Source organism: Pseudomonas mediterranea CFBP 5447 (assembly GCF_000774145.1).
In the GTDB taxonomy this organism is placed as follows: Bacteria; Pseudomonadota; Gammaproteobacteria; order Pseudomonadales; family Pseudomonadaceae; genus Aquipseudomonas; species Aquipseudomonas mediterranea.
Genome location: NZ_KN322983.1, coordinates 452242 through 477979 on the forward strand (window position 1 = coordinate 452242; position 25738 = coordinate 477979).

Consider the following 25738-nt stretch of genomic DNA (forward strand, 5'->3'; position numbering starts at 1 on the left):
TCAGGCCGCCGCAGTGGATGGAACCGGCTCGGCCGGTTTACGAAAGGAGTCCAGGATCGAGCCGGTGTAAAACGTGTCACGGAAAAACCGCCAGCGGCCGAACAGGCAATACATATGAGTGATCTGGCCGCGTTCCTGATAGTCCATGCGCAGGTGCATCTTGACGGCTGGAATGTTGCGCAACTCGAAGACGTCGACCACTTTGTCGCAACCCTGTTCGGCCATGGCTTTCCACAGATCCAGCTGGAGATCCACCGATAGCCGGGTCCCCCAGTAAGCGTGGTACAGCTCGGCGCCGAACTGGAAGAACTCACCGGGTTTGACCGGGAACCGGCAGCGAAAGAAATGGCGGTCGAAATAGTCCCGAGTAGTGCCCCAGATGAAAGCGACGTTGTCGCCCTTGTCGTCCAGGTACATGAACCCGGTGTGGCCGTCGGCAGCCAGTTCGCGCATGGTCTCGACGCGGTCGCCAAAGTACGCGGCGAAGGCATCGGCATTACCGGTGGTAATGGTTTCCCGGCGCAGCGGCGGATAGGGCCTGAGGTTGTTGGGCCGTATCGGACTGACCAGATCGCGTTCCATCCACACCAGTTGTTCGTGCAGACACACATAGTGTCTGCACAGCTGATTCAGAACGGCGCGCAGACCTCTTGTCCGGATTCGATCAAGCAATTTTCGCAGAACGTTCATGGTGCCTCCTGGTGGGGGGGCGGATTGGGGAAAGACCCCATCGCGAGTTTGCTCGCGATGGGGGTGGATCGCCATGGACCTCAGGCCGGCGCAGCCGATGCAAGCGGCGCGGCCGGTTTACGGAAGGCGTCCAGTGCCGAGCCGCGGTAGAACGTGTCACGGAAAAGCCGCCAGCGTCCGAACAGGCGGTACACGTGGGTGATTTTGCCGCGCTCCTGGAAGCCCATGCGCAGGTGCATCTTGATCGCCGGAGTGTTTTGCAGATCGCAGACATCGACCATTGTGTCGCAACCTTTGTCCGCCATGATTTTCCACATCTCCAGCTGCATGTCCGCAGACATGCTGGAACCCCAGTAGGCGCGGATCATCTCGCCACCGAACTGAAAGTACTCACCAGGCTTGATCGGGAAGTTGCAGCGATAGAAATGGCGGTCGAAATAATCCCGCGTGCTGGCCCAGGCGAAACCCACGGTGTCGCCCTGAGCATCCAGGTACATCAAGCCCGTGTAGCCATCGGCCGCCAGCTCGCGCATGGTTTCGACGCGGTTGCCGAAGTGTCGGGCAAAAGCATCGGCATTGCTGACCGTGATGAACTCCAGGCGCATCGGTGGGTAGGGCTTGAGGTTATGCGGGGGGAGTGGGGTTCGTACATCGTGCTCCAGCCACACCAGTCGGGTGTGGAAAAACACGTAGCGCCTGAACAGCTGTTTGAGAACAGCGCGCAGGCCTTTTCTTTGAATGCCATCACGTAACGCTTGCAGAACGCTCATGGTGCCTCCTGACGGGTGGCGGGTGGGGGGAAAGAAGGAGCGGTCCAGCCCAGGGCAAACACGGTTTCTCCTGGCAGGAGAAAACGGATCTGCCCGGCCTCGCAGTTGAACGAGGCGCTGCGGCTGTGGTTGTCGGGGCCGAAAAACACCAGCTCTGCCTGAACCAGGGGACACGACGCGCCGTCCAGGCTGACCTGTTGCGGGCGCGTGCTTTTGTTCACGCCCAGCAGGCTGCGTCTCGTGTCGGTGGCCATGGCCAGAACGTCGACTTCGAAGGCGTCGTTATCCAGGCGTAGCACCTGGTTGAGCCAATGCTGTTGGATGAATTGCTGGGCCAGACCCACCGGCTTGAGTTCGAAGCGCTGGTTGTCCAGCACCCGCATCATGCCTTTGGGGTACTCGGGTTCGTCGGCGAGCATGAACCAATTGAGCATGTCCAGCCAGCCATCGGCCGAGGCGTTGATGACCACGGACGTCCACCACAGGGCGGCGTAGTGGGTTTCCTGGTCGTAGGGGCTCAGGCTCGAGCCGCTGGACATGTTGGTCTGGTCCAACAGCAGGGCCTTGCGTGGTCGTCCGTTATGATCCAGGCCCACCAGGCGGGCGGCCTGACGCACACTGTGGCGGTACACACGGGTGGCGAGCAGGTCGCGGATCATCCATTCATGCCAGGCCAGGGCGTCGATCTGGTCACCGTACCTGGCCAGCAAGCGCCGCGCCCAATCGATCCCACGCCGATCAACGGCGTTTTCCGCCAAAGGACCATTGGTGAACCGGGAACTGGGCGGTAGGGTAATGCGCACCCCGGCACGGGCATCGACGGGGATGGCGCGAACCTGATTGGCCATGTTCTCGAACACCTGTTGGTAGCTGGCGAAATCCGGGTAGTTGAGGTTCGGCTCATCGGCGAAACCGAGGTAGTGGATGCCTTTGCCACCCAAGGCGTGGGTCGCCTTGAGCCAGTTTTGCAAACCGTTGTTGCTGACGCGGTCGGCCTGCAGGTCGGCCTTGCGCGCGCTACCGGCCAGCAGGGTGACGTCCTGGGTAATGCCGAAGCGGTCCTGGTACAGGCGCCGAAACTTGTTTTCATAGTCCGGCCTGTCCGCGATGATGTCGACCAGGCTGTAAAAGCTGGCGGCCTGGGGCTTGAGGGCTTCGATCACCGGGTAGACCGATGGCGGGGGCACGACATAGGGCAGGTAGACCCCCAGTTTCGGGGTTGTTCCCAGGACATCGCCATAGAGTTTCAGGTGCGCCTGCCCCGGGTCCTGGCGCAGCGGTTGCAGATGCTCGGGGTTCTGCGCGAACAGGTTCGCCGTGCCATCCAGCCAGAATGCCGCCTTGCCGTTGCCCTGCAATTGCAGGCGCCAGGTCTGCTCGACATTGGCGACGGGCAGGGCGACTTGATCGAATTGCCAATAGGCCGGGTAGGGCTTGAGGTTCAACTGAAGCTGTTTGCCGTCGGCGACGCGTCGGGCTCGCAGGCTGCGCACGCCGCCGTGGAACTTGCCTGCCAGCACGGCCTGTTCGCCGGGGGCGACCTTGAAATACAACTCCTCGCCGTCGTGGGTTTCGACGCTGAAATGCACCTTTGCCGGTGCGAACAGCGCGCGGGTACGCGCGTCATGTTCGACGCTGTAGCGGCGGAAGCTGTAGCCGGGAATTTCCAGGCGATAGCTGGCGGCCCCCGGCAGCAAAGGCCATTGCTGTTCGCCACGCTCTTGGACCTTCTTGATCAAGCGTTTCCCTGCCAGGCGCCCCTGGCCGTCGAGCAGGTACAGGTGTTCCGAATTGGCGTTGGCCTGCCAGGCCGGCACCCAGCGCACGGTCACGCTGTCCGGCCGGTCGGTCTGCAGGTACAGGCTGCCATCGCGGATGCCGGTCCAGGACATGGAGGCGCCATCGGCTGGAAGTGCCAGGGCCCACAGGCATGCAGCCATTATCCAGCACCGCGCCGCCCCCATCGCGAGCAGGCTCGCTCCCACCCTGCATCGGCCGCGGATACTGTGATTGACACCAAACCCTGTGGGAGCGAGCCTGCTCGCGATGGCGGACTGAGGGGCGACGAAGCTCATGCCGATTTCCCCATCAGCATCTGCCGCATCGGCAACAGGTCGCTGGGCAGGATGATCAACGTCTGCCACAGCGCCACGCCGCTGAGACGGCAATATATCGCCAGCAGCGCCAGGGTCACCCCCAGGTACGCGATGGAGGACGAGGCCGCGGCACCGACGATGCCGTAGCGGGGAATCAACAGCACGTTCAGCGCCAGGTTCAACAACGCCCCCGCACCCATCAGCAGCGATACCGTGCCGGGCCGGTTTTTGCCCAACAGGTCCAGGCGCAGGATGCTCGCGTAGCACAGTCCGAACAGCCCCGGCAGCAAGGCCAGCAAGGCCGGGTAAGCCGGTTGGTAGGCCACGCCGAACAAGATCACGATCAACCATTCGCCGATCAGCGCCATGGCCAGGCAGGCGCCGAGCATCACCGTGGCGGTCAGGCGCAGCGCCAGGGGCGTCAGGCGCTGCATGTCGCGGTCCTGTTGCAACAGGCGTTTCATCAGCGGGGTGGTCACGGCCTCCGGCACGATCAGCAGCAGCTCGGCGGCGGCGCTGGCCATGGCGTAGTGACCCAGGGCGGCACTGCCCAGCAGGGCGCCGATGAACAGGTAGTCCGAGCGCATCATCACTTGCTGAAACAGCAGATCCGGATGGCTGCGGGCACCGTAGCGCAGCAGCTCGCCCTGGCTGGCACGGTTCCATTGCAGCGACACGTCGTGATCGCGCCGCAACCAGACCCAGCCGGCCAGCACCACCAGGCTCAGGCCCGTCAGCCAACTGATCAGCGCCGCTTCCAGGGCTGCATCCTTCCACATCCAGAACAGCGCCAGGAACAGCAGCAGCGGTGTCAGGGATTCCATCAGGCGCAAGGCGTTGAAGCCGCCCACGCCGCCGGAGGCATTGTGCAGCGTCAACAGGCCGCTCTTGAGGACACTCAACGGCACGGCGAGCAACAGCAGCCAGGCCAGCAGCCCCAACTGAGTGGTGATGTCCAGGTCGGTACCGAACACCCGCGCCAGCGCCACGACCAACAGGGTCAACAACCCGGCCAACAGGCAACCGAACACCAGCACCTGGCTGAGCAGCAGCCCCATCGGACGCTGCTGCGCCGCCTGATAGCCCACGGCGGAGTTCAGGCCACCGCTGGTGGCGGCGCTGATCAGGTCCGGCAAGGTGCTGAGCAGAGCGAACAAGCCGCGTTCGCTGGGCCCCAGAATGCGTGCCAGCAACACGTTGCGCAGCAGGCGCAGGCCGATCATCGCCAGGCTCGTGCCCGTGCTCAGCACCAAGTGCTTGATGTAATGCGCTCGGCTCATGGACGTGTCCCTCGGCGTATGCGCCAGGCCAGCAGTTCGGGATGAAGGGCATTGCGCTGGCTGACGCCGAAGCGCGGTACGTTCAAAGGGTCGCCGTCGTTGCGATAGAGCCCGGCCTCGGTGCCCAGGGCGAAGGAAAAACCGTGGGCCGCCACTTGGCGACGGACGCGCTCGTCGTGATCGCCATTGGGATAGCAATACACCGGCAATGGTTGGGCGCAGGCGTTTTCCAGGGCTATCCGGCTGCGACTCAGTTCTTCATGCAGGCGCTGGTCGTCGAGCTGGGTGAGGATCGCGTGGCTGGCCCCGTGCGGGCCGAAGCGCACCAGGCCCGAATCTTCGAGCATGCGCACCTGGGTCCAGTCCAATGCCTGGGGCTGGGCGCCATGGGGGCAGGTGTCGGTGAGGTCGCTCAGGGTTTGCGGATCGAGGGTCTTGAGGCTTTGCAGATAATGCAGCAATGACAGGCTGCGGCGTTCGTCATCCAGGTCATCGAGCATCACCGGCAGCGGCCGTCCGGCCTGTTGCAAGTGTTCGATCAGCGCCAGCCGCGCCACCTGGCCGTGACTGCCCCACAGGGTTTCGCCGATGCTTTCCCACCAGAAGTGCTGGCGGCTGCCGATGAAATCGGTGGACAGGAAAATACTCGCCGGCACCTGGTATTGGCGCAGCAAGGGGAAGGCGTTCATGGCGTTGTCGCGCCAGCCGTCGTCGAAGGTCAGGGCCACCCGCGGACGGTCCGGGACGGTGGCGGGGTCGGCCAGTAGCAAGGTCATCAGGGGCACGCATTCGAAGTACCGTTGCAGCCAGATCAGCAAGTGCTCGAAGGCTTCCGGCCCCACGCACAATTCGTTGCGATGGGGCAGTTCGGCGGCGCGGTCGTTGCTCAGTACGCGATGCAGCATCAGGATCACGCCGGCACCCCGCAACGGGCCGCGGCCCAGGGCCGTGTTCAGGTACAGCCAGCCGCCGGTGAGCTTGAAGACTTGTTTGATCGACATCGGTCACCTCCTCAGCGGTTCTGCTCGGGATTCCATTGGCTGTAGCGCCGGCCCCGCAGGAACTGCCACAGGCCGATGCTCATGCCCACCAGCGTCACCAGCACGAACGCCGCCAGGCGAAAGGGCCGGGGCAAGCGGTGATGCATATCCACCAGGCCCAGCAGCGCCATGGCGTAGCCGAGCACTTGGGCGGCCAGGCTCAGGCGATAGAACCCCTGGTCGCCCCACAACCAGAGGTTGCTGAGCAGCAGCGGCAGCAGCAACACCGGCGCCAGGCGGCGGATCAGCTTGTGGCTGATCAGCCCGATGGCGTACAGACCATGCCGCAGCGGATTGAGCAGCGCCCGGCGCTGGGCCAGGCTCTGCAAGCCTCCGACGGTGACCCGCTGGCGCCGGCGAAACTGCTTGTCGGCCTCGTCCACGCCCTGGTCGATCACTCGGGCCTTCGGCACATAGACGATGGATTTGCCGGCGGCCGGTGCGCAGGTGCTGAGGAAGAAGTCATCGTTGACCTGGGCCGGAATCGGCTCGAACAGCTCCCGGCGCAGAGCCAGCAACGCACCGTCGGCCGAAACCATGCAGCCGGTGCGGCTTTCCAGCCGCCGCAGCCAGCCTTCGTAGTGCCGGTACAAGCTGTCGCCCAGGCTCAGGCCCTTGCCCGGCACGGGGATTTCCATGTGTCCGGCACAGGCGCCGACCTCCGGATCGCCCAGGGGCGCGAGCAAATGGCCGAGGGTGTCGTGGCTCCATTGGTTATCGGCGTCGGTAAAGACCAGGATCTCGCCGCTGCTGTGGGCCACGCCGGTATTGAGGGCCGCGGCCTTGCCCTGGCGGGGCAGGTCGAGCACGGTGATGCGCGGGTCGTTCACCTTGTGTGCGCAGGCCACCGTGTCGTCGCTGGAACCGTCGCTGGCGAGAATGATCTGCAGCGAGCGCGCCGGATAATCCTGGGCGAGCAAGGTGCGCAATTTGTCTTCGATGTGCCGTGCTTCGTTGTGGGCGGCGATGACGATGCTGATGTCCATCGGCAGCGCCTTGCCGTAGCGCCGGACCGGAAACAGCGGTGTCAGCAGGCTCAGCATCAGCGGGTAGCCGAGGTAGGCATACACCGGCAGTAACAGGCAGCCCCAATAAATGAATTCAGCCACGGGCAGGTCTCCTGACGTTCCAATGACAAAGGTTGAGCAACAACGCGGCACCGGTCAGGTGCAGGCGCACCCCGTGCAAGGCCCACAGCTGCAAGGTCAGGCGCGGGTCGCGCCGGCTTTGGCGCAGGCTGAGGAACAACGGCGGCAGCGAGGTGATCAGCAACAGCATCAGCGCCAGGCGCAACTGGCCCTGGAGCGAGGCGACCAGCGCCAGCAGATCCAGCCCCCAGGCCGCGATGGACAGCACCGGAAAGCGCAGCAGGCGCAGGCTCGGACCATGGCTGCGCAGCAATTGCAGATGACTGCCCTGGCGCCACAGTTCCTTGCTCATCCACTCGCGCCAACTGCCTTCGTAGCCCCAATGCAAGGCCACGCATTCGTTGACCAGCAACAGTTGCGCGTCGATCTGGCGCAGGCGCAGGGAGAAATCCTTGTCCTCGCCGGTGCGCAGGGTTTCGTCGAAGCCGCCGACCCGTTCGAACCACGACCGACGCATCAACAGGTTGGCGCTGGGCAGCCACTGCACCCGGTGCAGACGATGGGCGCCGGGACGCTGGCTGCGACGCTGCCAGGCTTCGGCGAACCAAGGGGCCTGGCGGGGCGTGTCGAGGTCCAGGCCCAGTACATCGCCCTGGTGACCCTCCAGTTCCAGCAGCAGCTTGAGCCAGTTGGCCGGCATCTCGATGTCGGCGTCGATGAACGCCAGCCAGTCGCCGTGGGCCGCCGCCGCGCCGCGGTTGCGCAGGGCACCGATGTGCACGTCGGGCACGATCAGCACCCGCGCGCCCAGCTCGTTGGCGATGCGCGGGCCATGGTCGTCGGAACCGTTGTCCACCACGATCAACTCGCACTCCAGCTGCGCCTGGCGGGCGGCTTCCTGGGCCGCCCGCAAGGTACGGCCGATGTGCCGGGCCTCGTTGTACATCGGGATCACAATGCTGACCCGGTTCATGGGTGCGCCTCCTGCGGCCTTGCCTGTTCTGCCTCTTGGCGCAACACGGAGGTCAAGGCGAGCATGATCCACAGCAGCTTGTGGTTCGGCGCGCTGAGGAACGTCAGGAACAGCATCAGCGAGAGGAAACTCGTGCCCAGGTGCGTCAGCAGGTCCGCCTGCGCCCAGTCCCGGCGCGCGAGCCAGAGCCGGCGGGCCTGCAGCAGGTTGTACAGGCCCAGGCCCAGCATGCCGACGAACATCAGCCCGCCCGGAATGCCGATTTCACTGAAGATCTCCAGGTAGGTGTTGTGGGCGCGGCGATACAGGTCCCCCAGCTTGCGGTTGGCCGAGAACGCCTTGGCGTAGCCGGTGGGCGCATAGTGCAGCGGGAAGGTGCCGGGGCCGGTGCCGAGCACCGGGTTTTCGCGGATCATCTGGCTGCCCACCACGATGTACGAAGCACGCCGGCCGAGGGATTCGTCCCTGTAGGCATTGACGCCGGCGCTGAGGATGCTCAACGACTGGATGCGTGCGATGTAGCCGGCCGGCATGACGGCGACTGCCAGCGGCACCAGCAGCGCCAGCCCGAGCATGGCGAACCCCAGGTGCCGTGGACGGACACGCGGCAGTTGCGCGCGATAGTGATACAGCCCGATCGCCAGGCTGAGCAGGAGCACCACCAGCCCCGAACGCGATTCAGTCTTGGTCATGCCACCCAGCAGCAGCGCCAGACAACCCATCCAGAACAACCGGTGCAGCAGATTCGGCCCGCGCACCACCAGCAGCAACGCCAGGGGCATGGTAAAGGCGATCAGCAGGGCGAAGGCGTTCGGGTCTTCCAGCAGGCCCGAGGCGCGGCCCTGATCCTGGTATTTGGCGGAAAACATCGCCATCACGCGGGTGGTGACGACACTCAGCGTCATTACGCGGCAGAACCAGTCGAGGTTCAGTTCGCGGCCGATCAACAGGGTGATGACGAACAGGGTCAATCCCACGCTCAGTTCGCGCAAATGGGTCATCGACAGCTCCAGGCTGTCCGACAGGTACAGGCTCAGGCCATACAGCATCATGAAGCCGATCAGCGGCCGCCAGATATTGCTGCGCAGGCGCGTGCCCGGGATCTGGTGCAGGGCCAGTTGCAGCATCAGGATCAGCACCAGTGCCAGGCCGAAGAATTTGCTGCCGGAGAGCGGGTTGTCCTTGAACAAGCCTTCGAACGGGACCAGCGCAGCGATGCCCAGCAGACCCCAGGCGGGTTTGCGATAGAGCGCGGCGACACCCACCAGGCCGAGCACCGCCCCCGGTGCCAGAAACGGATACGGGCTGGCCAGCAAGGCCAGGCAAACCAGCCCCAGCAGGCTGACAATCGAGAGTGGGACAATCATGGACGAGCCTCCCGTGCCGTACGGATGTAGAGCTGCGACCAGCGTTCGGCCAGCGTGCGCAGGTCGTAGCGGTCCTGTTGGGTGCGGCGTGCGTTATCGGCCAGGATCTGCGCCAGGGGCGGTTCGCTGAACAGTGTCTCGATCTGCCGGGCCAGTTCGGCGCTGTCGGCCGGCGCGGCGAGCAAACCGTTGTGACGGTCCTGTACCACATCGGGAATGCCGCCGACGCCGAACGCCACCACCGGGACCCCGGCCTGCATGGCCTCGAGCAGAATCATCGGCGTGCCTTCGGTGCGCGAACTGATCACCAACGCGTCGAGGCGACTCCACCAGGCGTTCATGTCGGTCTGGTACCCGGGCAGTTCGATGCGCGTGGGCAGCCCGGCATCGTTGACGCGTTTGAGCAGGGCCTGGCGTTCCGGGCCGTCGCCGAGCATCACCGCGTGCAGCGATGGATGCCGTTGGCACAGAGGGATCATGGCGTCGAGGAACAGGTCCGGGCCTTTCTCGCTGCTCAAGCGGCCGACGTAGCCGACCCGCCAGCGCTGCCCGTCGTCGCGGTGGGCCACAGGTGTCGTCGGTGCCGGCAAACCGTTGGGGATCACGTCGAGTTTCTCCGCCCGCACGCTGGCCTGGCGGTGCAGCACGGCAATGCTCTCGGCGACGCAGACCACGCGCTTGACCGACGCCGTGCGGCACAGTTGCAGGCTCAACCAGGTGTAGAAACGCTGCTTCGGGCTGCGCGGCGTGAACCCGTGCTGGGTGATCACCAGCGGCAGGCGCAGCAACGTGGCCGCGGCCCAGCCGAACAGCAGCCCCTTGAAGTTGTGGGTGTTGAGCAGCGGTTGTTCACTGCGCCGTTGCCGCAGGTGCTGCAACAACTCGCCCCAGCTCCCACAGTGATGACAATCGACCCCGGCCTGGCGAAAGCGCGTGATCAAGGTCGGCGGCGCGGCGAGGAACAGCACCTGGTGCTGTCCCGGGGTCGCCAGGCAATGATCGAGCAGCATCCGCTCGGCCCCGTAGAAGCCGCCGCTGTCGAGCAAATGAATGATCGGCAAGGGGCTGCTGCGGTGGGACGGGCCGAACGGCGCGTTCAATTGCGCACCCAATGGACAAGGCTGGGCAGGCTCCAGTTGCGGTGCGGGTTGATCTGGTCGGGAGACTGCTCGTTGATGACCAACAGCACCGGAACATCCAGTTGTTGGCTGATCTGCGCTGGATGCTTGAAGCGATGGTCGAAGAACTCACGCACGTAGACCAGGGCAATTGCCAGCAACAGGCCGCTGAACAGGCCGAACGGGATGATCAGCATCGGCTTGGGGAAGGCCGCGGCGGTCGGTTCGAAGGGCGGGCTGAGCACGCGGGCATTGGACAGGTCGTTGTCCAGCGAGCGGGCGGTGCTGGCTTCGGCGAACCGTTGGGCGTAGGTGGAGAACGCCGCATGCAGAGCGTTGATCTCGGTGTCCATCTGTTGCAGCTTGCTCTGGGCTTCCTGCAACTGGTGGATGCGCCCCTTGAACGCAGCGATGCGCTCGACCTTCTGATTGATCACCGAACTGACCACCGCCAGGTCGGTGGTGCGCTCCTGGATCCGGTTGTTCACCACCTTCAGGAATTGCTGGCGGGTGCGCACGATCTGTTCCCGAGCCAGCAGCATCGGTTCGCTGCCGGGCTGGAAGATCGCCAGGTCATTCATGTAGCGGCTGACCTGGCTGGTCAGTTGTTCGCCCAGTTGCCTGATCTCCCGATCCTCGAAGGCGATATTGTCCACGGTGGTGGTGAAGGTGAAGGGGAAGGTGTAGTCGTTGAACTTCGAGCTGTTCGCCGAGGCCAGGCTGGTCTTGAGGTAGTCGAGCCAGCGTTGGCTTTGCAGCAGGCGATCCTGGAACAGGTTCAGGGCTTGTTCTTCGGTGTTGATGGCGTTCAGGCGGAAGGTGATTTCCTCCCTGGGATCAGCCGAGCCGACGCCTTCGAGCAAGGCCAGCCGATTGCTTTCCAGACCGTCGAGGCGATTCTGGTATTGGCTTTTCTTCTGTTCATAGAAGGTCTGCGGCAACTCGATCGATTGCAGCTCCTGGCGGCCGCTGAGGTAGTTCTGCAGCAGTTGCGCCACGAACCGGGTGCCTTGCTGTGGATCGCCGAAGCTGTAGACGATGGAAATGACATTGGAGCCGGGCAGGGTCTCGATCTTGAGGTTGTCGACGGCTTCGTCAGTCAGCGAATCGAGCACGGTGTCGCGCACCGGATCGACCTCCAGCCCCAGGCCATCGCGCAATGGATTGATCACGTACTCGCGCAACGGCGTGGTGACGTAGCGTTTGAACGGTTCGCTCACCCATTTGTTGAAGATGCCGGGGCTGGGGTTGTACTCGCCCTGGTCGCGCAGGGTGCTGATGGTCTGCCGGATCAGCGCCGGCGAACGCAGGATATTGCTCTCGGTTTCCATGTCCGCCAGAGACGGTGGAACGAAGGTGGCGTTTTCCTGGTTCAACGACGTGGTAGCGTCGCCCTGGGAGAGTTTTTTCGACTGTACGATCACTTGGGCGGTGATATCGAAGCTCTGTTTGAGCATCAATGGCAGCGCCAGGGCAATCACGGCGAAGACCAGGAAGATGCGCTTCACCCACTGCTTGTTGGCGAAGAAGATCCTGAAGAACTCATGCAGGTAGTTTTCCTTGGGACTCATGATCGATCACCTGGCTCAGTTGCTGTTGCTGCTTTTGTTGTCGAGGCGGTAGCCGAAGCTGACCCCCACGCCCTGGAACAGCACCACGTCGGCCAGTTGCCTGGCGAGTTCGCCGGCGCTGGCAAGCTTGGTCTTGGGCACGAAGAGCATGTCTTCCGGCTGCAGGTAGGCAATCTGCGAGGCGTCGCCGCTCAGGGCTTTTTCCACGTCGTAGTGACGGGCTTCGACCTGATTGCCGTTGCGACGCATGATCACCACCGAGTCGAGCCGTGCCTTGACGTTCGTGCCCCGGGCCAGGGTCAATGCCTCGAGCACGGAGATCGGCCGGCGGATCGGGTAGGAACCGGGTTGGGCCACTTCACCGAGGACATAAATTTCATTGCCGGCGGTGGACTTGAGCAGCACGTCCACGGTCATATGGCCGGGCAGCTGGGCGTAGCGCTCGTTGAGGAAGGTCTCCAGCTGGGTGACGGTCATCCCTTGCAACGGTACCGAGCCGATTTCCGGGAAGCTGGCGTAGCCATCCCGGCCCACGATGATTTCCCGGCTCATGCCGGTGGCGGGGTGGATCAAGGTGTTGCGCAGGTTCGTCTCGTTGGACAGCGGGCTGGTCACCAGCACCGTCAACTGGTTGCGATTGGGCTGGAACAGCATTTTCTGGTCGTAGGCCCGTTGCACCGCCAGGCGCGCCTCGTCGGTGGTCATGCCGGCGACTTTCACCGACGTATTGGCCCCCGGCAGTTCGATACTGCCGTCGGGCATCACCAGTTGCGAGCCGTTGAGCTGGCTGGCGGCCGTGAAGTTCAGGGCCACCTGGTCGCCCGGCTGCACGCGATAAGCCTGGGGACTGGTGATGCCGATGTGAAAGATCACATCGAGCACATCCTGGGGCCGCAGGGTCTGTTCGACCTTGGGCATGTCGGTGGCCTGGGCATTGGCCGGCGCGGCCGTGATGATCTGCACCGGCATCGAACGGGTATCGCTGGTGCTGGAGCAGCCGGCAAGCGGCAGCAACAGCAGGACAAGTATCTTGGCGTTCATCTCGTCATCCTTCTGCACGCTTACAGGTTGTTGTAGAGCCACTTGGGCATGTAGTACTTGCGCCGGTTGAACACGCTGCCGACCACTTTCGCGCCGGCCTGGGCCAGGCGCTGGCGCGCGGCCTGGGCCACTTCCCAGCGGGTGTCCTCGCCGCGTACCACGAGCACCACACCGTCAACCTGGGCGCTCATGACCAGCGTGTCGGAGGCCGCATACACAGCGTCGGCGTCGATCACCACGAAGCGGTACTGCGCCGCCAGGTGCCTGAACAGATGGCGCAACTGTTCGGGATTGAAGCGTTCGGCATTGCGCCCCAGCCGGCCGATGGGCAGCACGTCGAAGGGCAGGCTGGAGATCTGCACCACGCAGTCCTGCAACAGGGGCGGGGTGAGGTGGTTGAACAGCAGGTCGCTGAAGCCGCGCTCCTTTTGCAGCCCCAGTTGCTGGCTGAGGTTGCGCGGTGACTGGCTGGCGTCCACCAGCAATACGCGGCCGCTGCTCATCTGCGCCAGTTGAGCGGCCAGTGCCATGGCACTGGTGCTGGTGCCGGTGCCGGTGTTGGCGGACGTCAGAAGCAGGATCCGCAGGGAAGGGTCGAGCACGGTCGAGGTCAGGTTGGTCTCGCTCGGGCTTGCGATGCTCAGGATATTCGTTGAACCGTCCATTTAACTCGCTCCGTGGCCGCTGAAAACTTTGAAGGGGGTGATCATCAGGATCTTCAAATCCAACAACAGGCTCTGCTCGGCGATGTAGCTGAGGTCCAGTTCCACGCGCTGGTCGAAGTCGATATTGCTCCGCCCGGAGATCTGCCACAGGCCGGTCAGGCCGGGGTAGATGCTCAGGCGCACAAGATGGTTGTCCTTGTAGCGATAGGCGTTGAACGAGGTCGGGCGCGGGCCCACCAGGCGCATGTCGCCGGTCACCACATTGATCAGGTTCGGCAGTTCGTCGAGGCTGCTGCGTCGCAGGAGCCGGCCGATGGGGGTGATACGCGGGTCGTTGTCGATCTTGAAGTCGATGGCGTCGGCACCGTGCTTGTTGAGGTGGCGCAGCGACTCCTTGAGGGCCTCGGCATTGGCGACCATGGTGCGGAACTTGTACATGCCGAAGACGCGGCCGCGATAGCCGGTGCGCTTCTGCACGAACAGCACCGGGCCGGGGCTGGAGAGCTTGACCAGCACGGCCAGGCCCAGCAGCAGCGGGCAGAGCAAAACCAGGAGGGCCAGGGCACCGAGGCAGGCGACCACCCGGTTGGTCCGTGAGACGGTCCACGGCCGACCGCCATTGCGGCCGGTCAGCCAACCACGACCTTGCCGGTGGATAGCTGCATCCAGACGCCTGCGGTGTTCGGGGTCGACACGCTTGTCGCCGGGGGTATCGAGCGGAAGGGACTGCTCATGACGGGTCATAGACTCCTCCTCTGAGTTTCATCTGCAAGTTCAGCCGCGAGCGGCGGGCGGGCAGCAGGCAGCGCGTAGTAATCGCGGAACCAATCGACGAAGCGGCCCAGGCCTTCGTCCAGTTCGATGCGTGGCCGGAAACCGGTGGCCCGCGCCAGGTCGCTGGCGTCGGCGCAGGTGTTGAGCACATCCCCCGGTTGCAGGGGCAGCAGCTCGATACGGGCGGTCAGGCCCAGGTGTTTTTCCAGCAGCGCGACGTAGGTCCGCAGGGCCACCGGGTGCTGTCCGCCGATGTTGTAGATGCGCCAGGGCGCGCGGCTGGTGGATGGGTCCAAGGGATCCACATCCCGTGCGGCAGTGACGCGAGGCGGACGTTCGATCAGCCGGGCGATGCTTTCGACGATGTCGTCGATGTAGGTGAAATCACGCTGGTGCTCGCCATGGTTGAACAACTGCAGCACCCGGCCTTCGGCGATGGCATGGGCGAACTGGATCGGCGACATGTCCGGCCGCCCCCAGGGGCCATACACGGTAAAAAAGCGCAGGCCGGTGCAAGGGAGGCCGAACAGGTGGCTGTAGCTGTGGGCCATCAGCTCGTTGGCTTTTTTGCTGGCGGCGTACAGCGACAGTGGATGATCGACGTTGTCCTGTTCGGAATAAGGCGTGCGCGGGTTGGCGCCATACACCGAGCTTGAGGAGGCGTAGATCAGGTGCCTGACCGGATGACGGCGGCAGCTTTCGAGGATGTTCAGGAACCCGGAAAGGTTGCTGTCGACGTAGGCCCGTGGGTTCTCCAGGGAGTAGCGCACCCCCGCCTGTGCGGCGAGATGGATCACTACCTCCGGGCGGTACGATTGGAACAGCTCATCGATGGCGCCCGCGTCGGTCAGGTCCAGCCGTGCCAGGGGGAAATCCCCGGCCTGTCCCTTCACCCAGGCGATGCGGTCATGCTTGAGGCGCGGGTCGTAGTAGTCGTTGAAATTGTCCAGCCCGCACACCCGATGGCCGTCGCACAGCAGCCGCCGCACGCAGTGGGCGCCGATGAAGCCGGCCGCGCCGGTTACCAGGATGTTCACGCTTGCGGCCCTGGTGCCGAGCCGTCCGGCACGCTGTGCCGCAGCCCGATGCCGCGATACAACAGCCCGGCGGCAGCGAGGTGTTCCGGGTTGTACAGGTTGCGGCCGTCAATGATGACCCGGGCGCGCAGTTTGCTGGCCAGCAGGTCGAAATCCACCACGCGGAAGTTCTTCCACTCGGTGCAGATCACCAGGGCGTCGGCGTCTTCCAGGGTATCGTCACGGGTGGCGCAGAGGTTCAGGTCCTTGCGGTAGCCGTAGAGCCGCCGGCATTCAGACATGGCTTCCGGGTCGTAGGCCTGGACCCGGGCACCTTCGCGCCATAGTGCTTCCATCAGGTAGCGGCTGGGCGCTTCGCGCATGTCATCGGTATTGGGCTTGAAGGCCAGGCCCCAGACGGCAATCGATTTACCGGCCAGGCCATCGGGAAACTGCTTGGCGAGTTTCTCGAACAGGATGTGCCGCTGGCGATCATTGACGTCGGTGACGCTGCGCAACAGGTGCAGCGGCATGCCGCTCTGTTCGGCAGTGTGCAACAGGGCCCGCAGGTCCTTGGGAAAGCACGAGCCGCCGAAGCCGCAGCCGGGATAAATGAAGTGGTAACCGATGCGTGGGTCCGAGCCGATACCCTTGCGCACCGCTTCGATGTCGGCCCCCAGTCGCTCGGTGAGGTTGGCCAGTTCGTTCATGAAACTGATGCGGGTGGCGAGCATGGCGTTGGCGGCGTACTTGGTCAGCTCGGCGCTGCGGTTATCCATGAACATCAGCTTTTCGTGGTTGCGGCAGAAGGGCGCGTAGAGCTCGCTCATCTGGTCGCGGGCCAGAGCGTCTGCGGTGCCGACGATGATCCGGTCCGGGCGCATGCAATCGGCCAGGGCGCTGCCTTCCTTGAGAAATTCGGGGTTGGACACCACCCGCACGTTCAACCGTTTCAGGCCGCGCCGGGCCAGCACCTGGCGGGCGCACTCGGTGACCTTGTCGGCCGTACCCACGGGGACGGTGGACTTGATGATCAGGGTGCGATCGCTGTCCATGAAGTCGGCGATCTGCCGGGTCACCGCCAGTACATGGCTCAGGTCTGCCGAGCCGTCTTCATCGGCGGGGGTGCCGACGGCGATGAAAATGAGTTCGCCATGATTGACCGCATCGCTGGCCTGGGAGCTGAACGATAGGCGCCCGGCCTTGATGTTGTCTTCGAGTAAACCAGAGAGCCCCGGTTCGCTGATCGGAGGGACCGCTTGCTGCAGTTGCCGGATCTTGTTCGGGTCGATGTCGATGCACAACACCCGGTGCCCGACGTCGGCCAATGCTGCCGCCTGGATCAGCCCCACATACCCGGTCCCAAATACGCTCACGTCCATTCTGGCGTGCCTCGAAGATCGTTTTTATGTAACTCGGATGAAACTGTTTAGGGGGGTATAGCGCAGCCTCAGAAAAGCGTGTCAGCAAAATGACAGTTGTCACTGTTGGCAAAACTAGAAAGAGTCCGGCTTTTTGATATCAAGTTATTGACGCTCTTGGAAAAGTGCCGGTTTTAAAGGGTGAAAGGCGCGTCAAAAAAATCGATGAACGGTATTTGTTCATAGATTTTTCTTTTTTTTGAGTGTGTTTAGTGTCATTTTCGGGCTAACTTTTTTTTGACGCGCATTTGGTCATTGCCGTTCTTGCGCTTTGGAAAGCCGCTGCTAGTGTCCAGGAACAGAGTCCTTTGCAACATCAAGATTGCGTCGAGAAAAACATGGCCCGATACCTCAAGGAACTGCTGCTGGCGCTGTACCTGATCAGGGGATATGACTATTACCTTGACCGTCTGGCGGCGCTGGGTTTTGGCTTGGCGACGGTATTGTTCGGCGCGATGTTCGTGGCGTTGGTGGCGGCGTTGTGGATGACCGCGTATATCCGCCAGGCTCTTGTACGGCATCTGTTCGCGTTGGCGATGTTTGCGTCGGCGGTGTTCTTCGAGGTGTACAGCCGGGTGACCGACAGCTACCTGACCTACAGCCAGTTCGTGTCGCTGGTGTACTCCGGTGGTTTTATCCAGGAGGCGGCCTGGCAGTACCGCGAGGTGATCGTCCACGCGATGCTTGCCGGGCTGTTGTTGCTGTTGGGCGTCGGCCTCAAGCCTCGTCGGCGGCTGGCGTTGCCCGGTTATCTCCCCATCGCCGCGCCGCTGCTGGGGGTGTTGTTGCTCAGCGGCGTGCTCTTCGTACGGGCAGGTGAGGGCGCCCGCGGTTTACCGGTGATGTACACACCGTTGGCCTATATGAACCTGTTCGTCTATGAGGCCTTGCACAACACGGTCGGCCCCCGGGAACCGGTACGGCTTGTGCGGCAAACGCCGCCGATCGGGCATGACATCGTGCTGATCATCGATGAAAGCATCTCTGGCAACTACCTGGATATCAACACCCCGTCGGGTGTGCACACCGGGCTCAAGACACCGCCGTCCGGGGTGGAGATTTTCAATTTCGGCTACGCGGCGTCCATCGCCAATTGCAGCGCCGACACCAACGTCACCCTGCGCTATGGCGGCACCCGCGCCGACTACATGCGCATCAACAGCACCCAGCCTTCGATCTGGCAATACGCCAAGGGCGCGGGCTTGCGCACCGTCTACATCGATGCCCAGCGCACGGGGGGCAACCTGCAGAACCTGATGACCGATCTGGAGAAAAAAGACATCGATGTGTTTGTCCAATTCGACCAGACCAGCGTGCGTGACCGCGACATGGCGGCGGCGGACAAGTTGATCGAGTTGCTCGGCGATGACCAGCCGGAGCTGGTGGTCATCAACAAGGTCGGCGCGCATTTCCCGGTGCACGACAAATACCCCGACGATTTCATGAGTTACCGCCCCGCCTTGCCGCGGGGGCAGTATCAGGACGTGGCCGACACCGGCCGGCGTGACGGTTTCAATGGTCAGAAGGATGACTGGGTGCTCTACCGCAACGCCTACCAGAACACGCTGCTGTGGAATGTCGGCGAGTTTTTCCGACGGCTCTTCAACCAGGCGGCTTTGGCCGATGCCGTGCTGATCTACACCTCAGACCATGGCCAGGACCTGCATGAACGCGGTAACTCGGGGCTCAACACCCATTGCGGCGGAGATCCGGTGGAAGAGGAGGGGTTAGTGCCGTTGGTGGTGATCCAGGGGAGCCACTTGCAGACCCTCGATTGGCGCGAGACCTGGGCCCGCAACAAGGACCGCTCCAGCCACTACAACATCTTCCCGACGCTGTTGCGGCTGATGGGTTATGAGCGTGCTGGAATCGAAACCCTGTATGGGAAATCCCTGGACCAACCGACCGAAGACGACTTCACCTTCAACTACCGCTTCAATGCACGCCTGGGCGCCAAACCGGCCTGGAAACACATTGACCTGAACAGCATCGTGACCCCGCAACCGGCCCAGGTCGAGATGGCGGTGGGGCACTGAACTGCCCGATAGGTAGTGGTTCAGCTTGCGTTGATGTTGACCATGCTGCCGCCATCGCGAGCAGGCTCGCTCCCACCCTGGTCCGGGATAAACACTCCACACATGCCCACCGCCAACCCCCTGCTCGCGATAGCGGTGGGTCAGCTTGCATCGATGTCGAATGTGCTACCGCGAATGTGCTACCGCCATCGCGAACACCATCGCGAACAGGCTCGCTCCCACCCTGGTCCGGGGGGGCACACACCACCCCTGCTCACCGCCAATCCCCTGTGGGAGCGGGCTTGCTCGCGAAAGCGGTGGGGCAGATTGCATCGATGTTGACTGTGCTGCCGTCTTCGCGAGCAAGCCCGCTCCCACCCAGGTCGGGGTTGGACACACTATCCATGCTCATCGCCAATCCCTTGTGAAAGCCTACCTTCTCGTGGCGATCGTTCCGGGACGAGCGGGGTCGTGGAGGAGCGAGAAGCCCTGGTCGAGCAACTGGCGACCAATGAAGCGCGAACCTCCATCGTTCAAATGTGCGTCATCGCGGTAGAGCATTTGCCCGTCGATGATCGGGCTGCACAGCCCTGCCGGGCAGATCACTTGATTGGGGTCGATAAAACGTACCTGGGGCAACCTGACCCGTATCCCTGCCCAGTAAGGTGCCGTTATATCCAGTTGGGCCGAGCATCGGCGGTCGATGCCGAACATCAAGCGGCGCACGGGACAGGTTGCGGCCTTGTCGATGTTCTGGTTACTGAGAATCACGATCACCTGGTCCGCGTTGGCCACCACTTGCCTGATGCTGGCTTCGACCCTGTCGACGGCGGCCGCGTCTTGCGGCCAGGCTCCGGCCAGCACGACGTAAGGGTAGTGATGCTGCTCGATCAGGCTGAGCACGTGTCTGTTGCGTTCCCTGCAATGGGCGGCATACACCGTCGATACCTGAGCGGTGTCGCCGAAGATTGGCGGGCAGCTATCCAGGGTGTAATCCATCAGCTCGATGCCGTTGGGTTCGGCCAGGATATCGATCATGCCGGTGAAGTGATTGGCGAACGAGTCACCCACCATGATCCCGTCTATCTGTTCCTTATGTGCTCCAAGTCGACAACGGGGGTTGGGTCCGGTGTCGTAGTGTGCATTGGGCATGTGGCAGTCGCTGCGAAGTTTGTTCGGTTCGACCAGGGTCATAGCCTCGAGCGCCGCCACTTCAGGCGCAAAACGCTGGGGGAAGCCGTGCAACCACAGGCTCAGCGCCGCCAACACGGCGAGCCCAAGGGCTGGTGCCAGGAATCGTCGAGTGAATACGTGCGCAAACGGTAATGGTGCTCCGGTACGTCGAAAGGGGCGTTCGATATAGCGCCAGGAGCACCAGGACAGGGTGATCGAAACAGCCAGCAGCGATATCCCCACGGGAAGGGTGATGGCAATGCCCAGGTAATTAAGATAAGCAATCAATGGCCAATGCCATAGATAAAGCGAGTAGGAAATCAGGCCGATGAAAACCATGGGGCGGTTGTTCAACAGGCGGGATTGAAAGCCAGTACTGCCGGCCAGGATCAGCAGCGCAGCGCCCAGGCAAGGCATCAAGGCATTGAGGCCGGGGAAGGGGGCGTCGGGGCTCAGGTTAAACAAGGAAAAGCCGATCAATCCGGCCCCTGCCAACGCGAACCCCAAGGCTGCCCGCCTGCCGAGCGGCCTTGGCCGATACAGATAAATGCCCAGTACTCCACCCACCATCAACTCGAAAAAGCGCGTGGGCAACAGATAGTAGGAGGCGGTGACGAGTACGTTCGTGGCGTACTCCGAAAAAGCAGTCGCCGCGACAATGCCCACCCCCAGCACGGCCAGCATATACCGGGGCGCCAGCCGATAAATCGCCAGGATGAACAGCGGCCAGACCACATAGAATTGTTCTTCGATACCCAGTGACCAAGTGTGCAGCAACGGGGCTTCGCTGGCGTCCGCCGCGAAGTAATTTCCGTACTTCACCCAGATGTAGACATTCGAAACCCCCAGCAGCGAGAACAGTGCACTGACGTTGAGCCGGGTCAGGTCGGCCGGAGAAAGGATGAAAGCGCCAGCGATCACGCTCGCCAGCAATACCACTGCCAATGCGGGAACAATGCGGTTGATGCGCCGCTGATAAAAACGCTTCACCGAAAAACGGTTGTCCTTGATCTCGGTAAACACCTGAGAAGTGATCAGAAAGCCTGAGATGACGAAGAAAATGTCGACACCCACGAACCCGCCTGGGAGCAGGGTGGTGTTGAGGTGATGGACGAGCACGGCGATGACTGCAACGGCGCGAAGCCCGTCGATATCGTAGCGATAGTTGCTGTGAGGCATGTCGGTGAGCGTCCTTGAAAAGAGGTCATCAAGGGTTGTCATATTCATGACGGTTTCGCCGACAGCCTGGAAGCAGCGTGAGTGACTGATTGATTAATAGCTGAAAATTAACGCCGCGCAAGATTGCTGGATCCAATGTCACTGCACACTGACAAACGGTCACACTGCCCTTGCGCAGATTCAGCGATAGGGTCTGCGCTCAACTCCGTTATTCTGAGCCTCACACCGTCTCGTCTGAGTGTTTCCATGCTTGAAGTCCGCGATGTGTTCAAAAGCTACGTCACCCCTCAGGGCCCGTTGCCGGTGCTGCAAGGCGTCGACCTGACGTTGGCGCCGGGCAGCAGCCTGGCGCTGATGGGGGAGTCCGGCAGTGGCAAGAGTACCTTGCTGCACCTGGTCGCCGGGCTGGACAAAGTTGATCGCGGCAGCATCCGCAGTGGCGAGTACCGGCTCGACGGCATGAGCGAAAGCCAGTTGGCGAGTTGGCGGCGAACGGAAATCGGCCTGGTGTTCCAGCAGTTCAACCTCATCAGCAGCTTGTCGGTGGCGGATAACCTGGCGTTCCAGGCGCGATTGTGTGGTCGCCATGACCCTGCCTGGCAGACCCACCTGATACAGCGACTCGGTCTTGGGGAGCTGCTGCGACGTTATCCCGAACAGCTTTCCGGCGGCCAACAGCAACGGGTCGCCCTGGGCCGGGCGCTGGCCTCGCGTCCGCCTCTGCTACTGGCCGACGAGCCCACCGGCAGTCTCGACGAAGCCACCAGCGATGAAGTGCTGCACCTGTTGCTGGAGCTGTTGGACGGCAGCTCTACCAGCCTGCTGATGGTCACCCACAGTCCGCGGGTGGCGGCCCGTCTGGCTGAGCGCGTGGTGTTGCACGGCGGGCGGCTGGCGCAGGTGGGTCAGGATTGATGATCTTTCGCCAGACCCTCAAGGCCTTGCTCAGCCATTGGCGCCTGCACCCGGTGCAGTTTTTCAGTGTGTTGACCGGGCTCTGGCTCGCCACCAGCCTGCTGACCGGCGTGCAAGCCTTGAACAGTCAGGCCCGGGACAGCTACGCCCGGGCCAGCCGGCTCATTGGCGGCGAACCCCAGGCCAGCCTCAGTGCGCCCGGTGGCGGCACCTTCCCCCAACAATGGTTTGTCGATCTGCGTCGCCAGGGTTGGCCGGTGTCGCCGGTGTTGCAGGCCCGGGTGACGCTCAAGGGGCATGAAGACCAGCGCCTGCAACTGACGGGCGTCGAACCGGTGTCGCTGCCCGCCGGTGCGGCGCTGGCGGGGCAGGCGCGGGAGATGAGCGAGGTGGTGGCGTTTTTCAGCGAATCTGGCCGCACCTGGATTGCCCCGCAAACCCTGCAAGCCTTGGGGCTGGGCAAGGGCGACCGGCCCTTGACCGTCGATGGGCATGTCTTGCCGCCGCTGCACACCCAGGCGGACATGGCGCCGGGCATGCTGTTGATGGACATCGGGTTTGCCCAGCAAGTGCTCGGGCAGCCGGAGCGATTGTCGCGATTGTTGCTGCCCGCCACGTTCACCGCGGCGTTGCCGGAGGCGTTCAACGGTCGGTTGCAGTTCAAGCGCGCCGATGAAGAAAACAACCTGTCGCGCCTGACCGAAAGCTTTCACCTGAACCTCGACGCCCTGGGCTTCCTGTCGTTTGTGGTGGGGTTGTTCATCGTTCACGCGGCGATCGGCCTGGCCCTGGAGCAACGCCGCAGTTTGCTGCGAACCCTGCGAGCGTGCGGCGTCAGTGCGCGGATGCTGGTCACCAGCCTGGCCGTCGAGCTGGGGGCACTGGCTGTGTTGGGCGGCGTTGCCGGGGTGCTGAGCGGCTACTGGCTGGCGAGCCTGCTGTTGCCGGATGTCGCGGCGAGCCTGCGAGGGTTATACGGGGCCGAGGTGCCCGGGCAGTTGAGTCTCAGCCCGTGGTGGTGGCTGAGCGGGGTTGGCTTGAGCCTGCTCGGCGCGCTGCTGGCCGGCGCCGACAGTTTGCTGCGGGCGGCACGCTTGCCGTTGCTGGCGCTGGCCAATCCCCAGGCCTGGCATCAGGCCCATGCACGTTGGCTGCGTCGTCAGGGTTGGGTGGCGACATTGGCCGGGCTGGTTGCCGTGTTTGCGTTGATCCGGGGCGAAAGCCTGGCCAGTGGTTTTGTCTTGATGACAGCCTTGCTGTTGGGCGCGGCCCTGGCCTTGCCGGTGTTGCTCAATCATGCGTTGAACCTGTTGCTGCGACGCAGTCGTTCAGTGCTCGGCCAATGGTTTCTCGCCGACTGCCGGCAGCAACTGCCGAGCTTGAGCCTGGCGTTGATGGCCTTGCTGCTGGCGTTGGCGGCGAACATCGGCGCCGGCAGCATGACCGCAGGTTTTCGCCAGACCTTCACCCACTGGCTCGAACAACGCCTGACCGCAGAGCTGTATGTCAGCCCGCAGACCCCGGCCCAGGCCGGCGAGCTGCACCTCTGGCTCAAACAGCAACCGACCGTGACCGCCATACTGCCCAACTGGCAGGTCTCGGTGCCGTTGCAAGGCTGGCCGACGGACGTTTTCGGCGTCATCGACCACCCGCTCTATCGCCAGCATTGGCCACTGCTGGAATCCGCCGACGGACCCTGGGAGCAATTGGCCGCCGCCGACACGCTGATGCTCAGCGAACAGTTGGCCCGGCGCCTCAAGGTCCGGGTTGGCGATCAACTGACCCTGCCGACCCCGCAGGGGCCGTGGACGCCGCGTATCGTCGGTATTTACGCCGACTACGGCAATCCCAAGGGCCATGTGCTGGTCAACGCCGACCATCTGCTTGCCCACTGGCCGGAACTGACGCCGTATCGCTTCAACCTGCGGATCGAGCCGTCCGCCATGCCGACACTGCTGGCGGCGTTGCAAAGCCGATTCGACCTGGATGACAGCCGGATCGTCGATCAAGCCCGGCTCAAGGGCTGGTCGACCCAGGTGTTCGAACGTACCTTTGCCGCCACTGCCGCGCTGAACGGCCTGACGCTGGCCGTGGCTGGCGTGGCGTTGTTCATCAGCTTGCTGACCCAGAGCCAGAGTCGTCTCGGTCAGTTGGCGCCGCTGTGGGCGCTGGGCGTGACGCGCCGGCAACTGATGCTGCTCAACCTCGGCCAGACCTGGCTGCTGTCGCTGCTGACCCTGGTGCTCGCCGTGCCGCTGGGCATCGCCCTGGCCTGGTGCCTGGATACGGTGATCAACGTGCAGGCGTTCGGTTGGCGTTTGCCGTTGCGGGTGTTCCCGGTGCAACTGGCGCAACTGCTCGCGTTGGCAATGTTCGCCACGTTGCTGGCGTCCGCCTGGCCGCTGTACGCCTTGTACCGTACCCAGCCTGCGGATCTGCTCAGGCGCTTTTCCCAGGAGGACCGTTCATGAACGTCAGGATCGGCCTGCTGCTGTTGGCACTGCTCAGCGGTTGTGACCGCCCGCCTGAAACCCAAAAAGGCTTTGCCGGCCTGGGGGGCGAGGCCGTCGCCTTCACCCCGGTGGTGCCAGGGCGGGTGTTCGACTTTCCGGCGGATCACGGTGCTCACCAGGGCTATCGCATTGAATGGTGGTATGTCACCGCCAATCTCAAGGATGACGAGGGGCGTGAATTTGGCGTGCAATGGACACTGTTTCGCAGCGCCTTGAGCGCAGGGCCCCAAGCGGATGGCTGGCGCAACCAGACGATCTGGCTCGGTCACGCCGCGGTCACGTCTGCGACGGTCCATCATGCCGCCGAGCGCTACGCACGGGGCGGGGTGGGGCAGGCCGGGGTGCGGGCGGTGCCTTTCGAGGCCTGGATCGACGATTGGCAATTCACGACCCAAGCGAGCGGTACCGACCCCTTGGCCGACATGCAACTGAAGGCCCGCGCCCCATACTTTCGCTATGAGCTGCGACTCACGTCGACCCGTCCGCTGGTGTTGCAGGGCGACAAGGGCTTCAGCCAGAAGTCCGAACAGGGGCAAGCGTCGTACTACTACAGCCAGCCGTTCTTCCAGGCCAATGGTCAGCTGGAAATCGACGGTCAGCGCTATACGGTCAGTGGCCCGGCCTGGCTCGATCGCGAATGGAGCAGCCAGCCGCTGACCGCCAACCAGACCGGATGGGACTGGTTCTCCCTGCACCTGGACAGTGGCGAGCACGTGATGCTCTACCGCATGCGGCACAAGGACGGGGCGCCGTATCTCACCGGCACCTGGATCGATGCCCGGGGCCAGGCGCAGCCCCTGCATGCCGCAGACATCGAGCTGGTGCCTGTGGAAATGGCCCAGGTCGCCGGACGCTCGATGCCGGTGCGCTGGGCCATCAAGCTCCCCGGCAAGCAAGTCGAGATCAGCACCCGCGCCCTGAACCCCAACGCCTGGATGGCCCTGCGCATTCCCTATTGGGAAGGCCCGGTACAGGTGAGCGGCAGTCATGGCGGCAGCGGCTATCTGGAAATGACCGGTTATTGAGACTCGTC

The 25738-nt window shown here is 63.3% G+C and carries 20 protein-coding genes; 4 read left to right on the plus strand and 16 right to left on the minus strand.

All coding sequences use genetic code 11. The annotated features are described in order from the left end of the window. The 15 genes from N005_RS07570 to N005_RS07640 all read right to left on the minus strand — a co-directional run bounded on the left by N005_RS07570 (position 1) and on the right by N005_RS07640 (position 16871). The gene (locus N005_RS07570; RefSeq protein ID WP_047700617.1) at positions 1 to 690 is read right to left on the minus strand and encodes a hypothetical protein; all 690 of its coding nucleotides are present in this window, start codon (positions 688 to 690) and stop codon (positions 1 to 3) included. A gap of 80 nt (positions 691 to 770) precedes the next feature. Further along, a complete protein-coding gene (locus N005_RS07575) occupies positions 771 to 1460 on the minus strand; it encodes a GNAT family N-acetyltransferase (protein ID WP_047700618.1) in 690 nt (229 codons plus the stop codon). Next, a complete protein-coding gene (locus N005_RS07580) occupies positions 1457 to 3400 on the minus strand; it encodes a hypothetical protein (RefSeq protein ID WP_162843599.1) in 1944 nt (647 codons plus the stop codon). Before N005_RS07580 ends, N005_RS07575 begins: the two co-directional genes overlap by 4 nt. A 131-nt stretch (positions 3401 to 3531) precedes the next feature. After that, positions 3532 to 4836, minus strand: a complete 1305-nt coding sequence (locus tag N005_RS07585; protein ID WP_047700620.1) for a lipopolysaccharide biosynthesis protein — start codon at positions 4834 to 4836, stop codon at positions 3532 to 3534. Continuing rightward, complete coding sequence (locus tag N005_RS07590; protein ID WP_047700621.1) at positions 4833 to 5837, minus strand: polysaccharide deacetylase family protein; 1005 nt, start codon at positions 5835 to 5837, stop codon at positions 4833 to 4835. Before N005_RS07590 ends, N005_RS07585 begins: the two co-directional genes overlap by 4 nt. Before the next feature lie 11 nt (positions 5838 to 5848). Next, a complete protein-coding gene (locus N005_RS07595) occupies positions 5849 to 6985 on the minus strand; it encodes a glycosyltransferase family 2 protein (RefSeq protein ID WP_047700622.1) in 1137 nt (378 codons plus the stop codon). Then, the gene (locus N005_RS07600; protein WP_047700623.1) at positions 6978 to 7937 is read right to left on the minus strand and encodes a glycosyltransferase; all 960 of its coding nucleotides are present in this window, start codon (positions 7935 to 7937) and stop codon (positions 6978 to 6980) included. Before N005_RS07600 ends, N005_RS07595 begins: the two co-directional genes overlap by 8 nt. Beyond that, positions 7934 to 9304: an O-antigen ligase family protein gene (locus tag N005_RS07605; protein WP_047700624.1), complete on the minus strand. Its 1371-nt coding sequence runs from the start codon at positions 9302 to 9304 to the stop codon at positions 7934 to 7936. The genes N005_RS07600 and N005_RS07605 overlap by 4 nt, the downstream gene beginning before the upstream one ends. Next, positions 9301 to 10404 carry a glycosyltransferase family 4 protein gene (locus N005_RS07610; protein WP_047700625.1) on the minus strand — a complete coding sequence of 368 codons (1104 nt, stop codon included), beginning with the start codon at positions 10402 to 10404 and terminating at the stop codon, positions 9301 to 9303. The genes N005_RS07605 and N005_RS07610 overlap by 4 nt, the downstream gene beginning before the upstream one ends. Beyond that, positions 10401 to 11993, minus strand: a complete 1593-nt coding sequence (locus N005_RS07615) for a GumC family protein (protein ID WP_047700626.1) — start codon at positions 11991 to 11993, stop codon at positions 10401 to 10403. Before N005_RS07615 ends, N005_RS07610 begins: the two co-directional genes overlap by 4 nt. A 15-nt stretch (positions 11994 to 12008) precedes the next feature. Then, a complete protein-coding gene (locus N005_RS07620; RefSeq protein WP_047700627.1) occupies positions 12009 to 13034 on the minus strand; it encodes a polysaccharide biosynthesis/export family protein in 1026 nt (341 codons plus the stop codon). A 20-nt stretch (positions 13035 to 13054) separates the two neighbouring features. Further along, positions 13055 to 13699 carry a CpsD/CapB family tyrosine-protein kinase gene (locus N005_RS07625; RefSeq protein WP_047700628.1) on the minus strand — a complete coding sequence of 215 codons (645 nt, stop codon included), beginning with the start codon at positions 13697 to 13699 and terminating at the stop codon, positions 13055 to 13057. Next, positions 13700 to 14443 carry a sugar transferase gene (locus N005_RS07630; RefSeq protein ID WP_047700629.1) on the minus strand — a complete coding sequence of 248 codons (744 nt, stop codon included), beginning with the start codon at positions 14441 to 14443 and terminating at the stop codon, positions 13700 to 13702. Next, a complete protein-coding gene (locus N005_RS07635; protein WP_047700630.1) occupies positions 14440 to 15510 on the minus strand; it encodes an NAD-dependent epimerase in 1071 nt (356 codons plus the stop codon). Before N005_RS07635 ends, N005_RS07630 begins: the two co-directional genes overlap by 4 nt. Further along, positions 15507 to 16871: a UDP-glucose dehydrogenase family protein gene (locus tag N005_RS07640; RefSeq protein WP_047700631.1), complete on the minus strand. Its 1365-nt coding sequence runs from the start codon at positions 16869 to 16871 to the stop codon at positions 15507 to 15509. The genes N005_RS07635 and N005_RS07640 overlap by 4 nt, the downstream gene beginning before the upstream one ends. Positions 16872 to 17248: 377 nt before the next feature. Between N005_RS07640 and N005_RS07645 the strand changes: the two genes are divergently transcribed. Next, on the plus strand, positions 17249 to 18946 hold the full coding sequence (locus N005_RS07645; protein WP_047701023.1) for a sulfatase-like hydrolase/transferase: 1698 nt from the start codon (positions 17249 to 17251) through the stop codon (positions 18944 to 18946). Positions 18947 to 19357: 411 nt separating this feature from the next. Here N005_RS07645 and N005_RS07650 read toward each other — a convergent pair whose 3' ends face one another. Further along, positions 19358 to 21325 carry an acyltransferase family protein gene (locus N005_RS07650; protein WP_231983267.1) on the minus strand — a complete coding sequence of 656 codons (1968 nt, stop codon included), beginning with the start codon at positions 21323 to 21325 and terminating at the stop codon, positions 19358 to 19360. 198 nt (positions 21326 to 21523) lie between these two features. Between N005_RS07650 and N005_RS07655 the strand changes: the two genes are divergently transcribed. Genes N005_RS07655 through N005_RS07665 form a run of 3 tightly spaced genes read left to right on the plus strand, consistent with a single transcriptional unit; the run spans position 21524 to position 25730 of the window. After that, the gene (locus tag N005_RS07655) at positions 21524 to 22192 is read left to right on the plus strand and encodes an ABC transporter ATP-binding protein (RefSeq protein WP_047700633.1); all 669 of its coding nucleotides are present in this window, start codon (positions 21524 to 21526) and stop codon (positions 22190 to 22192) included. Further along, a complete protein-coding gene (locus N005_RS07660; protein ID WP_047700634.1) occupies positions 22189 to 24663 on the plus strand; it encodes an ABC transporter permease in 2475 nt (824 codons plus the stop codon). The genes N005_RS07655 and N005_RS07660 overlap by 4 nt, the downstream gene beginning before the upstream one ends. Next, a complete protein-coding gene (locus N005_RS07665) occupies positions 24660 to 25730 on the plus strand; it encodes a lipocalin-like domain-containing protein (protein WP_047700635.1) in 1071 nt (356 codons plus the stop codon). Before N005_RS07660 ends, N005_RS07665 begins: the two co-directional genes overlap by 4 nt. The last annotated feature ends 8 nt before the right edge of the window (positions 25731 to 25738 follow it).